Here is a 14,734-nt window from a genome sequence, read left to right on the forward strand (position 1 = left end):
CCAATGATATCGTGCTTTCGCAGAAGATAGATGGGAGGAAGGACTTATAATGAACCCGATTTGTATATCTATAATTCAGCATAAATTCTTATAAAAAGATGGATATAAATTCATAATTCCAGACATTATGTAAGGAATTTGCAAAAATACCATGCGTTATTTGTAGTCTCTCTTCTTCTGCGCATTATCGAATATTTGCCTCTGAGCTGAAATATGGATTAGATGAGTGCAAACGCTTTCGACTGAAGGAGGGTTAAAGATGAAACAGGCAAAAAGAAAATGGGCGCTCATGTCTTCGGCGCTGCTGCTGGCGATGACGGTGGGCTGCTCAAGCTCGAGCTCCAGCACCAGCTCCGGCACGGATTCGGGCACAACGACACCCAAAGACTCGGGAACCAGTGAACCTGCTCCGTCCAAGGACAGCGGCGACAAAGGTACAACCGCCAAGAAAACGATTACGATCACTTACCGTGACGATGGCACAGGCGAGAAGGGCACCCTGTACAAATGGATTAAAGATGTGGCGGCGCAATATTCGAATAAGGATGTGGAGATTAAGCCGACTCCGATCCAGGCTTCGGAAGGCGACTATTTTGCCAAGATCGCGCTGGCTCTGAAATCCAAGGATACCGCTCCGGATATCGTGACCGAAGACACGTTCATGCTGAATTCGGATGCGAGCGCAGGTTTTCTCGAACCGCTGGATGAGCGGCTGAAAGGCTGGGAGGACTGGACGAACGGATCGTTCATCGAGGCGATGAAGAAGGGCGTGACCGCGAGCGACGGCAAGGTATACGGTGTTCCGTACAACACGGATTCCCGGGGGCTATGGTACAACAAGGAGATTTTCAAGAAAGTGGGATTGCCGGAAGACTGGCAGCCTAAAAACTGGGATGAAGTTCTCGACGCAGCCCGGACCATCAAGGCCAAGGCAGGCAGTGACGTCGTACCGATCTGGATGAACCTGGGCAAAGCGACGGGAGAAGCCACGTCGATGCAGACGTATGAAATGCTTCTCTATGGAGCAGGGGAAAGACTGTATGACGATGCAAGCAAGAAATGGATTACGAAAAGCCAAGGCATCACTGACGCCTTGACTTTCATTGAAACAATCACCAAAGAAAAGCTGGGTCCGCCGCTGTCCAAAGTATTAAACGGGCAGGCAGGCAACACGGCAACGCGTGAATATTTGCCGAAAGGCAAGCTCGCGATTTCGCTAGACGGTTCGTGGATTCCCGGCAATTATCTGGATGGCGGGGCTGCGCCATGGCCGGAATACAAGGATGTGCTCGGATTTGCCCCGATGCCGACGAACAAAGGGCAGGCTCCGGGTTCCATTACGCTGGCCGGCGGCTGGGCACTGTCCATTCCGGCCAATGCACAGCATAAGGATGAGGCGTGGGACTTTATCAAATTCGCTCTAAACAAGGATAACACGGAAAAGCTGGTGATTGCCTCCGGAAACATTACGGTGCGTGCAGACGTGGCCAAGGATCCGGAATACACCAAAATGCCGTTTAATGAAATTTCCACCGAGTATTTGAAAAATGCCGAGTTCAGACCGGCACAGGATAAATATCCGGAGGTCTCTACCCAAATTCAAACGATGGTTGAATCGGTTGCTACGGGAACCAAAGCGGCGGATGCCGCCAAGAAATATGCGCAGGACATCACCCGGATCGTCGGACAGGACAATACGCTTCAAAAATAAAACGGCCTGCATGCCCGCGATCCCGCCAACCTGGTGTGAGGCGCGGGCATGCGGTGTTCTTTTGTTCACAGTGAGAAAGGAGAGGCGTGCATGGGCGGACTAACGGTGTCAACGCCGCGTTTAAAAAGAAAAAACTATACCTGGCTCTATTTCCTGCTGCCATCCATCGCCATTATGCTGCTGTTTTTTATTTATCCGATTCTGCTGACCTTTTTTTATTCCTTCACGAATCTCGCGTTGACCGGCGAGGCGGCCAAGGAGCTGAAGTTCGTCGGATTCGATAATTATGCAAGAATGTTTCAGGATCCCACGGTCCGGGTCAGCATCTGGAATACGCTTATCTTTTTGATCGGATCGGCAGTTATTGGCCAGCAGGTGCTCGGGTTTTTGATTGCGCTGCTGATGAAGCACAAGAGTAAAGTATTTCGCCGCGTGATCGGAACGGTCGTATTGGCAGGGTGGGTGACGCCGGAAATTGTATGCGCCCTGTGCTTGTACAGCTTTTTCGGCGATGAGGGGACGCTGAACGCGATCCTATCCTTCTTCGGTATTTCTGCTGTCACCTGGCTGTATACTGTACCGATGCTGACGATCATTCTCGCCAACATCTGGCATGGCACCGCATTTTCCATGCTTGTCTTCCAGGCGGCCTTGGATGATGTTCCGAATGAGATTGAAGAAGCAGCTGTGGTGGACGGAGCATCCCGTCTGCAAATTTTGTTCCGGATTACGATCCCTTACATTAAGGAAACGATCACGACAAACATGATGCTTGTCACGCTGCAAACCTTAGGCGTATTCGGACTGATCTATGCAATGACCGGCGGGGGGCCGGGAACGTCAACCACGACATTGCCGATTTTTATGTACAACCAGGCATTCGTCAATTACCAACTGGGTTACGGCACAGCCATTTCGCTGCTTCTGCTGTTGATCGGCATCGTGCTCAGCCTGTTCTATATCCGCTCGTTAAAAGAGTAATTACATAAAGGAGATTTCGTATGAATACGAAACAGCGCAAGCTCATATACCGGATCCTTCCTTATGTCATCTTATCGGTCATCGGGATCTGCTTTCTACTGCCGCTGCTGTGGGTACTGGTGGCTTCTGTCGATCCCAATGCGATGCAATCCCTTAAAATGCCCAAGCATGTGACCGCCGGAAACTATATCGATGTCTTAAGCAGCCATGAGAACCAGCGTGCGTTTGTGATCGGGCTGTTGATGTCGCTCGGCCAAGCCGTTATCGTTGTCATTCTGGCGCTGCTTGCCGCATATCCGCTATCCCGGTACCAGCTCAAATACAAAAAGCCGTTCATGCTGACGATTTTGTTTATGACCTCGCTGCCGATCACGGCCGTCATGGTACCTGTGTACCAGCTTTTTCTAACCTTGAAGTTGTACGATAACAACGTAGGGGTCGTGCTTTTTTATGTCGCTTCGTCGATGCCGTACGGGATTTGGATGCTGAAAAATTTCATGGACTCGGTACCCGGAGATTTGGAGGAAGCGGCTTGGGTCGATGGGGCATCGGTGTTCGCTGGCATCCGCAAAATTATCGCGCCTCTGATGGTGCCCGGAATCTGTACTGTCGCGATCTTTACCTTCTCCGGCAGCTGGGGAAACTTCTTCGTTCCATACATTTTGCTGCAAACCCCCGAGAAGTTCCCAGCATCCTTAAAGCTGTATCAATTTTTCGGGCAATACGGGATGGTGGATTACGGAAAATTAGCAGCATTTTCCATAATGTATGCGATGCCGTCGATCGTGCTGTATATTTTGTCGCAGCGCTTCATGTCCAAAGGCTTCAGCATGCAAGGGGGAACGAAGGGCTAAGTCATGTGATTCGACAGGTGTATGTAATTAATAATGAGCAGGCAGAGGACTTGAATCATTCCTTTGTCTGCTTTTTTGTGCCCTAGTGCTTCCAGCAATCTGCGCGGTGTATTGCCTTCCACATCATCATCTCTGAAACTTTTGAGCGGAAGAAGACGTCTAAACTAAGAAAGACCCCCTTCTTCATGACATGAATCATACTGGCAAAAAAGATTAGGAGGAATCGAAACATGCGAACAACATCCCGTGCAGCCTCTTTCGCTGCCGTATGGGGACTTGCCGTATTGCTGGCAACGACTCCGTTATTTAACGGGACGGCTCCAGCTGCTGCGGCATCTTCCGCAAGCGTTCAACAAAACAAGGCATCGATTTCAGTGACGTTAAACGGAAATGAATTTACGCCGGATTCGGCACCCTTCATGGAGCGGGGCTCCGTGTATCTGCCATTAAGGGATATCGGCGAACTGCTGGGTACGATCGTTTATTGGGATGCATCCAGCAAGACGGTGTCAATGACCTATCCCGAACGCGTGATCAAAGTAAAGCCCGGGGCTGTGGAAGCGGAAGTGAATGGCAAACAAATCAAATTGACAGCACCTGTGAAAATCGTGAACGGACGCGTCTATGTCCCGCTGCGCTTCTTCTCGGAAGCAATCGGTGCGGGTGTCGACTGGAACGGTTCGAAAAGAACGGTTGCGATCACCCATTCGGCCGAGTATGTGAAAGGGGGAGGCGTCAACCTCACGATTTGGCTGAACCGCAAAACCGGAGACATATATACTGCCTATCCTTTCGAAGCGGTACCGGTGGCTTCCGGCAAACTGAACGTCGACCTTCAAGAATTCGTTAACATCGAGGCCCAATACCTGAATGGCGGCGGCATCATGGTCTATGTAACGGATAATTACGGGGAGCCGCACATTCACACAGCGGTTTACACGGCTTTTATCAAAAATAAACAAATCGTGAAGCAGACCAAAGCGAAGTATTTCCAGCGTTTCGAAAGGAACGTGTATACTTATAACGGCAAACCGGCCCTGCACGACGGAAAAACGCTGACGCTGCTGGATGAAAACGGTAAGGTGACAAAAGAGTACAATTTGCAAGAACTTGGGGGCAAGGATGAAGTCTACTCGGTCTTGGCCATAAGTGACAATTATCTGCTGATTCGTCCGAATACAACAGGCTTGCTCACCCTGATTAACCTGAAAGACAACTCGGCGACCCTCCTGTATAAGGAGCTGTTGACTCCGGAAGAGCAGGAGTACTCGGAACGGAATGATGTGCCTTATTACGGGGATGAATTGAATTTTGCAGGGGAAAGTCCTGTTGGAACACTCAACTTCTCTTATCATAGTCCATTTAGCGGCAAGGACCGTCAATTGAAATATGTAATGAAATAAAACGAGAAGGACCCGCTATAGTCCAGAATGGGACAGCGGGTTCTTTGACGTTGAAAACAAACGGTTCATTAATCCTATGAAGTATATGGAGCGGCGGGCTAATCCATTATGTATTCCTTCAGCATCGCATGTAGCTTTTTCATTGTATTCCAGTTTCGAACCGTACCTTGAACGCCAAGCTTCGCGAGGTTGACGGCTAATTTGGAATCCCGGATGCTTTGCCGGAACAGGAGATGCACATCGGAGCCGATGATCCGGTATTCATCATTACCGCGCTCAGCCGCTGCTAGTCGTGCTAGACCTTCTTCACTTGGAGTGCCTGCGAGCATGGAGACATGAATCGATTCCCCTTCCCGCAAAGCGCTTTCCTCAAACGGACTTTGCTGCATAATCGCATCAAACGCTTCGCTGCTGCGTACAACAACAGGCACGGAAAGACCAAAAGCTGTTTGAATGATTTCCTCAAGTTGTTCTCGAAGCATAAAGGGATCAAGCTTTGACTTTAGAACGATGTTTCCGCTTTGAATGTAGGTTTGAACCTGCTCGCAGCCCGCTTCTTCAAGCACCTTCCTCAGTTCTGCCATTTTGATTTTGTTATGTCCGCCCACATTGATTCCGCGGAGTAATACAGCGTATACGGCCGTCATCCCAAGATTCAACTCCATCCTAACAGGGAATATGATAATGCTCTGAGTGATATTACTATATATCATTACACCTGTGCGGGCAATTGAGGTGAACTTAACTATAAAAATACTTTCCATCGTAAAAGCATCTACGTAGAGTTAGCCTGGATATCAAACGGAAAATTTCCCCGTTAATACCATCACCTTTATGCGTCCAAGCCTGTAAATCTGGAACATTCGGATTTGCAGGCTTTTTCCATTTCCCCTCACAAAACTGCCACAATTGTCCAAGCGCTTAAAACGGTTTAGCTATTATGGGCTATATAAGATTCAAGGCATTTTTTATAAAATACGCTGTGATAGAACATAAGGGAGGTTTTGCCGCTGTCCAGGGCATGGATCGTTTTTGCAGCGCTGCTGCTCATCTGCTGTGCCGGGCTATCCGGGGATGCTTCGGCGGAGTCAGCCGAGCAACAGCAACCGGTATCGCTTCAGACCTTGGTCGATCGTACTGCCGAAGGAGATACCATACGCCTTGCTGCCGGCACGTACGCCGGGCCGGTCAATGTGAATAAGCGAATAACCATTCGAGGCGACGGTTCCACCACGCTTGTGAACGATTCGGATAAGTCTGCCATGACGTTGAGCGCCGACGGGGTACAGATCACCGGACTGCAGATTACGCATCACGGAGCCCTTGAATCGGCAGCCGTCGAAGTCCACGGCAGTAAGTCCAGACTGGAGAACTTATCCATTCGGACGATGGGTTACGGCATCATGGTAAGGGATGCGGGCGGAACGGTCATACACGACAATCAGATCGCCTGGTTTGATCCAAACGCCGACCGTCCCGAAAAGAAAAGAAACGGGATTGATCTGTACAACGCCCCGGATACCCGAATTACCGACAATCAGATCGAGTATATGAAAGACGGGATCTACATGGAGCAGGGGAGCAGCGAAACGGTGAAAGGAAACCGGATTTCCTACTCAAGGTACGGGATTCACTGTATGTACATCCATGAATCCCAAGTTATCGGAAACGTGGGGGAGCATAATTTTACCGGGGCCATGGTGATGGTCGTCAAAAACACGGTAGTCTCCGATAATTCCTTCCGAAAGCAATCGAATAATGTGTATGCGCAGGGTATTTTGCTGTATGACGTGCAGGATTCCTTGGTTGAACGCAATGTGGTTGAGGGCAACCGGGTCGGGGTTTACATCGAGAAATCGACGGGCAACCGGGTGGCTGATAATGGGCTTTTCAACAATTTTGTCGGGATTCAGGTGATCAATGCGGATCAAAACACGTTCCTCCATAACGGTTTTGTCACGAACGTGATTGAATCCATGGAAAAAGGAAGCAGCAGCAACCGTTTTATGGAGAATTATTGGGATTCCTTTCAAGGATTGGACTTGAACCATGACGGACGAAGCGAAATTCCTTACGCGATGAATCCGTTCTATCAGCAATTTATCGCTAAAAATGCTGCCTACCAGCTTTTTTTTCAATCGCCGAGCATGACGTTTCTTAGCAATCTGTTTGCGGATCCCGGCAGAACGACGGCACGGGACAGCGCTCCGCTGATGCGAATGGATTTGAACTTGGAAGCGGATTACGCGCGGGACGGCCGGGAACGATCAGCAGTCTTCACTGTTGGCATGCTGCTGCTCACGGCAGCTTTATTCATCATAAGAGGGGGAATTCGAAAATGAAAAAATGGATGCCGGCCGCCATACTGGCAATAGTCATGATGACGAGCGCTTGCGGAGAAAAGAAATATACGGCTCAGCCGATCAACGAGGAGGTTGACATTTGTGCCGTCTGCAACATGCAGGTCGTTGACGGGATATATGCGACGCAATTAACGATGGCCGACGGCAAAAACTATTACCGATGTCAGCGCATGCTGAAACATGGATATATCATTGGCATCATTTCCGAAAGCGATATACGAGCGTTCTTGGATACCTAGTTTGACCAACCCGTTCCACTTATCGATACCTTGAGGACTTATATCGAGTATGCCTTCATCTCCATGTTCATGCACAACCACCGGAAGCATTGATAACTCGTTCATAATGGTCTTCCGGTCAGGCATATCGAGCAGAACGATTTTAACGGTACTGGTTAAAGAGGCGAGAGGGACGAGGTTCGCCCTCTTTTCCGGATCGATATTTTTCCGGATCGGATGATCTTCCCTTCCGGTATAGGCATAATCCCATGGACCATCAATCAAATAGGCTAGCTGATGCGAATGAATGATGGAGAGGATTTTGTTCATGACCTCTTCTTTAAAGTGAACTGTGGAGATGATATGCTTGTCTTTGGCAACAAGTGCACCGTTGCCGCCCACCATCGGATAAGCATGCATATGCGGGGGCAGCACGGGCAGTAAATCACGGATCGGGCGTGCAGAAGCGAATATAATGTCATGTCCGTAGTGAGCTAGTGCATCTAAGGCCTCAATGATGGCGTGGCTAAGCACTTTTCCCTGAAAACAAATCGTTCCATCCAAATCGAATACAAAATTCATCTTGCACATCCTTGCTGTTTTTGAATCTATCATAAGCAGCCATTGAAGCTAAGAAAAGGACGGATGTCCGCAAAAGGAGAACTTTCGCCGTGAAGATCGTTCATGATACGTTTCTATTGCAATCTTATATGCAGCAATTCAATATACAGCAATGTTTTACATCCTTGGACGGCATTCCTTTTGAGCTCCGCAGCTACGAGAAAGAAGAGCGGATCCTGGAGGAAGGCGAATCGATGGATGCACTGTTGTATCTGGTTGGTGGAAAAGTAAAAATATCCTCCAGCGTGCAGACCGGAAAGGCGCTGCTGCTGCGATTTTGCGAGCCTTTCGCGATTATGGGAGATATCGAGCTCATCCAAAGAGTCGCCGTTCAATCCCAGGTTGAAGCTGTTCAGCCAGTACACTGCATTGCGGTTTCTTTTCAATACATATATAAGCATTTGCTAAACGATCCCAAGTTTCTGCTAACATTACTTTCACATACCACCTATAAACTTCAGACATGCACAACGGCTTCGCGCGTAAACTTGCTGGCTGCGGTCGAAAATCGATTTGCCAGCTATCTGCTGAGTACGCTGCAGGAGGCCGATGATTTCGGTAAAGAAATGAGGACGACGAACACGCAGGAAATTGCGGATCTTATCGGTACCACCCCCAGACACTTAAATCGCATCATTCAAAAATTAACGGAGCAGCGCATCATTTGCAAGGAGCAGGAATCCATTGTGATCATTGATCCAAAAGAGCTTCAAAAACGATCCCATGGCATCCGCTATGAATCATAGCGGCGGTATGAACCCCCGATGATTATCTTGCCTTTTCATAGGCAGGACGTTTTTGAGCGCAAAAGGATTCAATGCATCCATAAGACAGCTTAAGTCGTTATTATGCTGCTTACAGCCACTCTTGGAACTTTCGGATATACCATTTCTTGATCATTTGCGTCAGGAAGCAGTAGCCGAGCAGGATGCCGGCAAGCCAAGGGAAATAGGAGAGAGGCAATGGCTGCAGTCCTACGCTGGCTCCGAATACGCTGAAAGGAATGAAGATTCCGGCAACGATAATCAAGCTAGTTAACAGAAGCACGGGGAGACTGGCTCGGCTTTGAATAAATGGAATTTTCTCGGTGCGGATCATGTGTACAATCAAGGTTTGGGACAGAAGCCCTTCAATGAACCAGCCGGATTGGAACAGGGATTGAGCCGCAGGCGTGTTGGCCGAGAAAATAAAGTACATCAAAAAGAAGGTGGCATAATCGAAAATTGAACTGATCGGCCCAATATACAGCATGAATCTGCCGATGGATTTGGCATCCCATGTTCTGGGCTTTTTCAGAAATTCTCTATCCATACGATCCCAAGGAATCGACAGCTGCGAAATATCGTAGAACAGGTTTTGAATCAGCAAGTGAATAGGCAGCATGGGCAGGAAGGGCAAGAATGCGCTAGAACCCAGCACGCTGAATACATTCCCGAAATTGGAGCTTGCGGTCATTTTAATATATTTGATGATATTGCCGAAGGTTTGGCGGCCTTCAATCACACCGGCTTCCAATACCATCAGGCTTTTCTCGAGCAAAATAATGTCCGCCGATTCCTTGGCGATATCCACAGCCGTGTCGACCGAAATGCCAACATCCGCTTGGCGGAGGGACGCGGCATCATTCATTCCGTCTCCCATGAACCCGACCGTATGCCCTTTGGATTGCAGCGCTTCTACGATTCTGGACTTTTGCAGCGGATTCAATTTGGCGAACACGGTCGTTTGCTCCGCCAAATCGGCAAGTTCTCGTTCATTCAAATGATCGATCTCGCTCCCGAGCACAATTCGATCGACGTACAGTCCGACATCCTTGCATACTTTTTGGGTTACGGCTGCGTTATCGCCTGTCAGCACTTTGATATCGACGCCGTTTTGCTTCAATGCCTGTATGGCGGTTTTGGCTGTTTCCTTCGGGGGATCGATAAACCCCACGTAACCGATCAGGGTGAGGTTGGACTCATCCTGTTTGCCATAAGGCTCTTCCTTCGGAGAAACGGTTTTGATCGCAACGGCGATAACACGTTGACCGTCATGGTTCAGCTCATGCACCATTTGTTTTGCTTTTTCGATCAGAGAAGGCGTCAATTCGATCATCTGGCCTTGGTTCATAACATGCGTGCATACATCCAAAATTTCCTCGATAGCTCCTTTGCATATAAGAACGTGGCCATTGCCGCTTTTCCCGAGGACGACCGACATTCTGCGGCGGTTAAAGTCAAACGGAATCTCATCGATTTTCTTGTAATGCTTCTCCGCACCGAGCACCTCGGTCAGCTCCACATGTTCCAGGACGGCCACATCAAGCAGATTTTTCAAACCGGTTTGATGATAGCTGTTCAAGTAAGCGTATTCGAGCACCTTCAAATCCTCGTCCCCATGAACATTCATATATTTTTCGAGAATGATCTTATCCTGGGTCAGCGTTCCGGTTTTATCGGTACATAGAATGTTCATTGCCCCGAAATTCTGGATGGCGTTTAAACGTTTGACGACAACCTTATTTTTGGACATGACGGCTGCGCCTTTCGCCAGGTTGGTCGTGACGACGACCGGAAGCATTTCAGGCGTAAGTCCGACGGCGACGGATAATCCAAACAGGAGTGCATCGGACCAGTTTCCTTTGGTAAAGCCGTTAATCAGAAAAATGACAGGAACCATGATGAGCATGAAACGGACGAGCACGAACGTCACGCTGTTGACGCCTTTTTCGAAGCTCGTGACGGGCCGTTTGCCGGTCAGCGTTTTGGCCATGGAGCCAATATACGTGGAAGCTCCGGTCGAGATAACTACGGCAGAGGCCGCGCCGCTAATGGTATTCGTGCCCATATAACACAGATTGCCGAGCTCCAGCGCACTGGCTTGACGCGGACGTTTCATTATGGTTACTTTGTTTCCTGCGATTTGCGCATCCTGCTTTTCAACCGGGAGGGCTTCGCCGGTAAGTGCAGATTCGCTGACATGAAGATCCTTGGATGACAGCAGCCGCACATCGGCCGGTACCAAATCTCCCGCGGACAAATGAACGATGTCTCCAGGTACCAGCTCTTGCATATCGATTTCTTGCTTCGATCCATTGCGGGTCACCGTAGCAGTCGTTTTCACCAGTGCCTTCAGTTTCTCGACCGTCCGGATGGAGCGGAATTCCTGTGTAAACGAGATGAGTACACTGATGGAAACCATCGTGCTGATGACGATGACACCCGTCAGGTCTTCCGTCAAATAAGAAAAAATATCAAGCGCGAGCAAAATGAGAATAAACGGGCTTTTGAAGCTGCCGAGGAGCTGGATATACCAGGCTGGCGGTTTTTCATGAGCGATCTGGTTGTCGCCGTATTCACTCCGTTTATCCTTGACGTCCGTGTCGTTCAGACCGGAGAGGGAAGTGCCGAGCTCGCTCAACAGATCCTCGGGCAAGCAGTAGGATGCGTCGATCAGACGTTGGTTGATTTCCATTTGGGATTGGACCATAGTTTTGATGTTTTTTCTCATGTTACATTCCTCCACCTTTGAAAATTGGACATAAAAAAACTCTCCCGCAGGAGAGCCGTCGGCTTCGGAACTCGTTATGCATGGATGCGACCGGACGAAGACGCACTTAAATAAACCTGTCCGGTCGGTATTTTCGGACAAATTTCTTCTTGCGGCTAGGTTGGGTGATCGAGGACAACGAGTTCCTGCTCTTCACAGGACATGGTTGCAAATATTCGGTTCTTATCCTACGGGGTATACTGTCCATGTGAATGATCACTCCTCTCAAAATAAAAGATCCCTCCAGGTTTCTCCTAGAGGGATCTTGATCAAGCGCGTGCAAAAAAAGACAGAGCACGCCTAGCGCTCACGGTTCCCCCTAGTCGAGTTTTAGCACTACACAACGTAAAGAGATTGCATATCCCTTAGCCACCTTAAGAAAAGCCTTAATCCGGCAGTTCCTGTTCTACCCATTGGCATCTTTCGATGTTTCCGGGCAGTGGCCTCTGTTTGTATAGGAGCCTCACCTAACGAGGTCATATGTTTTACAGGGAAATACTACACCTCTGCGGTTAAAGATGTCAATCCTTTTTTACAACAAGCTATTCACGCTCGTTCAAAAAGGTGACATGGGCAGGGATGGCTGTTGGCGGATAGAGCAACAGGGTAGCCGCCTTGCGTTCTACATATCCGAGCGCGCGGCAACAAATCAAGGCAGTTCCTCGCGATTGTCTGCGTTGCAAACAAGGTGTAAAAAGAGATCTCCTCCTGTTTTATGGAGAGCTCGTAGAAAAAGGAAACAAGTTCCCATGTAAACAAAACAGCGTCGATTTGTCTTTGGAGATGAGCAGGATTAATGCATCGCACAGTTCGGACAACCCTAGGGCAGAGAGCTCGCGGACATTGTAGAAGCGGTCCCAAAAGATTTGACTGGAGACGGGCAGCACATTCGAGGCGGAAACGACCATATCGGATTTAATGAGCACCGCTCCATGCGATAATTGGCTCTCCGGATGGAAAATAGACTCGAGCAGTTGGCTGGAAATTTTGGCGTTCATTGGCGTCCCGTCTTTGACCAGCGGTGATACGGGGTCGTTTTTCTCCAGTACGATCAGCGCTTCCTGGCCGTTCAGGCTCATTTTATGGATGGACCGGGAGATTTCCTTGCTGTGGTCCGTATACTCGGATAGAAGGCAGTTCAAGAAGTAGGTGGATGTAATGGATTCGAGCTCTGACAATCCTTTGGTGATCGTGTCGATATCATTCAGGATTTGAATATCATTATGCTCGAGCGTAGCGATGTCTTGTTCTAAAAGGGCAGCCATTTGCGTGAGCTTGTCCGTCAGGTCATTCCGCAGCAGCGGGAACTCTCCGGTGCAATAGTTTCGATCCATGTGCAATATTCACTCCTACAGGTGTGTTAGGTTCATGTTGGAACTTGGAACGTATATAACGAACCATGGTAGGCAAAAGCCTGTTTACCCGTCTCTTCGGATACGACAAAGATCAATGCGTCCGATTTTTCCGACAAACCGATGGCAGCGCGATGACGGGTTCCTAACTTCACATGTTTATAGGTTTTGCGGGTGAGGGGGAGGATGTTCGCTGCCGAAACGATGATATCGTTTTGAATTAATACGGATCCGTCGTGGAGCGGGGTACCCACATGGAATATCGAGTCGAGCAGCAATGTAGAAATTTCGGCATAAAGGGGAATCCCCTTCGTAATCAAATCCTCAATCGGATTGTCCCTCTGGATGACGATCAGTGCTCCTTTGCGTTTGGAGCTTAGCTGCTGCACGGCTTTGAATATGACATTGCATTTATGGGTGTAAGGATTCAATAAACGATTTAAATGATAAGAGGATGCCATATTTGCTGTGTCGGTCATTTTTTTTGAGAGGCTTTTAAGATCCTTCAGAATATCGATGTCCTCTTGATCCAAGGAGGCGATGAGCGTCTTGGTGTCCTTGGATATGTTCTCTAACCGCATCTTTATTTCATGCATTTGGGGCGTTAAGTCCCGGCATTGCGCTTCCGGCTCCATCAAGTGACCCTCCTTGTCTTTCTATAGTTATTCCCACGGATGGAACCATTTATTGAAATAAAATAACCCCCACAAAGTGGGGGCTTGCTCCGAAGTCCATATATGTAATTTGCACAAAAAAGAAGCTGCCCGGAGTCAAGAAAATAACGGATGGGCAGCTTCTGTTCGTTTATTTTAGCGAAGGACTTTCAAAGCGCCGCTCCAGGCGAGCACTTGGTCAAGCATTCCATTGATATTAACCAGATGAAGATCCGCCGGCTTGAAAACCGTTCCGTTCTCAAAATCGGTAAATAGGGACAGCGCTGGGTGAATGCGGACGTCCGCAACGGATAATTCCCCCAAAATTCCGCGCAGATGCTCTGCCGCACGGGCACCGCCGACCGAACCGTAGCTCACGATCCCGGCTGCTTTATTGTTCCAGGCATCACGCGCAAAATCGAGTGCGTTCTTGAGGGAAGCGGTGATGCTGTGGTTGTACTCTTGCACGATGAATACGAAGCCGTCCAAGCCTGCGAGCTTGGTGTTCCAAGCTGTTGCCTGCTCTGTAGCATCGGATTCTCCCAAGAATGGAAGCTTGTAATCTGCGATATCTACGATTTCATAATTCGCGTTTCCGCGACCATCGGCGATTTGTTTCACCCATTCACCGACTTGCGGGCTCAAGCGACCTTGACGCGTACTGCCCAGGATAATGCCGATATTTAATTTGGACATCGTTATTTCCTCCTCGACGAATCTCATGATTAAGTAGGTTGCTGTAATTATAATAATAACAGTTAGTATGCTTTGTCAATCTACTTACGAAAAGTTTGTAATAGAAATTTTTTATGGATTTTGAGCAAAGAACAAGATTATCCATAGTGGGGGCGAATAAGCATCATTTTCCCAAGGGAAGGGCGATTGTGCTACAATAAAAGCAGGCTAAAAAACAGCGCATAACATAAATTATACGCAGTTTTTAATTAAAACGACTTTTATTTCATGGGATGTCGGGTTATGCACCTTTTTTGAAGGGGCTTGAACCCCAAAATGTTTCAGTTTATGCCAAAAAATGTTTTTTGGCGA

12 protein-coding genes and 1 riboswitch are annotated in these 14,734 nt (G+C 48.5%); of the genes, 6 read left to right on the top strand and 6 right to left on the bottom strand.

Going from position 1 to position 14,734, the window contains the following annotated elements; translation table 11 throughout:
• Positions 1 to 259 precede the first annotated feature (259 nt).
• The 4 genes from PCH05_RS12080 (at position 260) to PCH05_RS12095 (ending at position 4,949) form a co-directional block, all read left to right on the top strand.
• Complete coding sequence (locus PCH05_RS12080) at positions 260 to 1,711, top strand: ABC transporter substrate-binding protein (protein WP_174806258.1); 1,452 nt, start codon at positions 260 to 262, stop codon at positions 1,709 to 1,711.
• Positions 1,712 to 1,801: 90 nt separating this feature from the next.
• Complete coding sequence (locus tag PCH05_RS12085) at positions 1,802 to 2,692, top strand: carbohydrate ABC transporter permease (RefSeq protein WP_127602649.1); 891 nt, start codon at positions 1,802 to 1,804, stop codon at positions 2,690 to 2,692.
• A gap of 20 nt (positions 2,693 to 2,712) precedes the next feature.
• The gene (locus tag PCH05_RS12090) at positions 2,713 to 3,546 is read left to right on the top strand and encodes a carbohydrate ABC transporter permease (protein ID WP_127602650.1); all 834 of its coding nucleotides are present in this window, start codon (positions 2,713 to 2,715) and stop codon (positions 3,544 to 3,546) included.
• 230 nt (positions 3,547 to 3,776) lie between these two features.
• On the top strand, positions 3,777 to 4,949 hold the full coding sequence (locus PCH05_RS12095) for a copper amine oxidase N-terminal domain-containing protein (protein ID WP_127602651.1): 1,173 nt from the start codon (positions 3,777 to 3,779) through the stop codon (positions 4,947 to 4,949).
• 98 nt (positions 4,950 to 5,047) lie between these two features.
• Here PCH05_RS12095 and PCH05_RS12100 read toward each other — a convergent pair whose 3' ends face one another.
• Positions 5,048 to 5,713 (bottom strand): DUF1697 domain-containing protein, encoded by a 666-nt coding sequence (locus PCH05_RS12100; RefSeq protein ID WP_246049508.1) that lies wholly within the window; start codon positions 5,711 to 5,713, stop codon positions 5,048 to 5,050.
• Between the two features lie 240 nt (positions 5,714 to 5,953).
• On the opposite strand from PCH05_RS12100, the gene PCH05_RS12105 reads away from it, so the two are divergent.
• Positions 5,954 to 7,291 (top strand): right-handed parallel beta-helix repeat-containing protein, encoded by a 1,338-nt coding sequence (locus PCH05_RS12105; RefSeq protein WP_127602652.1) that lies wholly within the window; start codon positions 5,954 to 5,956, stop codon positions 7,289 to 7,291.
• Positions 7,292 to 7,440: 149 nt separating this feature from the next.
• Here PCH05_RS12105 and PCH05_RS12110 read toward each other — a convergent pair whose 3' ends face one another.
• Positions 7,441 to 8,094 carry an HAD-IIB family hydrolase gene (locus tag PCH05_RS12110; RefSeq protein ID WP_164766632.1) on the bottom strand — a complete coding sequence of 218 codons (654 nt, stop codon included), beginning with the start codon at positions 8,092 to 8,094 and terminating at the stop codon, positions 7,441 to 7,443.
• A gap of 107 nt (positions 8,095 to 8,201) precedes the next feature.
• Here PCH05_RS12110 and PCH05_RS12115 point away from each other — a divergent pair, with 107 nt between their 5' ends.
• The gene (locus PCH05_RS12115; RefSeq protein ID WP_127602654.1) at positions 8,202 to 8,897 is read left to right on the top strand and encodes a Crp/Fnr family transcriptional regulator; all 696 of its coding nucleotides are present in this window, start codon (positions 8,202 to 8,204) and stop codon (positions 8,895 to 8,897) included.
• Between the two features lie 109 nt (positions 8,898 to 9,006).
• Here PCH05_RS12115 and mgtA read toward each other — a convergent pair whose 3' ends face one another.
• The 4 genes from mgtA to PCH05_RS12135 all read right to left on the bottom strand — a co-directional run bounded on the left by mgtA (position 9,007) and on the right by PCH05_RS12135 (position 14,383).
• Positions 9,007 to 11,643, bottom strand: a complete 2,637-nt coding sequence (gene mgtA, locus PCH05_RS12120) for a magnesium-translocating P-type ATPase (RefSeq protein WP_127602655.1) — start codon at positions 11,641 to 11,643, stop codon at positions 9,007 to 9,009.
• A 347-nt stretch (positions 11,644 to 11,990) separates the two neighbouring features.
• Positions 11,991 to 12,164, bottom strand: a riboswitch (M-box (ykoK) riboswitch).
• 231 nt (positions 12,165 to 12,395) lie between these two features.
• Positions 12,396 to 13,016, bottom strand: coding sequence for a diadenylate cyclase (locus tag PCH05_RS12125; protein WP_127602656.1), 621 nt, complete (start codon positions 13,014 to 13,016; stop codon positions 12,396 to 12,398).
• A 32-nt stretch (positions 13,017 to 13,048) separates the two neighbouring features.
• Positions 13,049 to 13,669 carry a sporulation-specific diadenylate cyclase CdaS gene (cdaS, locus tag PCH05_RS12130; RefSeq protein ID WP_127602657.1) on the bottom strand — a complete coding sequence of 207 codons (621 nt, stop codon included), beginning with the start codon at positions 13,667 to 13,669 and terminating at the stop codon, positions 13,049 to 13,051.
• Positions 13,670 to 13,843: 174 nt separating this feature from the next.
• Positions 13,844 to 14,383, bottom strand: coding sequence for an NADPH-dependent FMN reductase (locus PCH05_RS12135; RefSeq protein ID WP_127602658.1), 540 nt, complete (start codon positions 14,381 to 14,383; stop codon positions 13,844 to 13,846).
• Positions 14,384 to 14,734: the final 351 nt, after the last annotated feature.

The sequence above is a fragment of the Paenibacillus chibensis genome (genome assembly GCF_004001045.1).
Classification (GTDB): Bacteria; Bacillota; Bacilli; order Paenibacillales; family Paenibacillaceae; genus Paenibacillus_AQ; species Paenibacillus_AQ chibensis.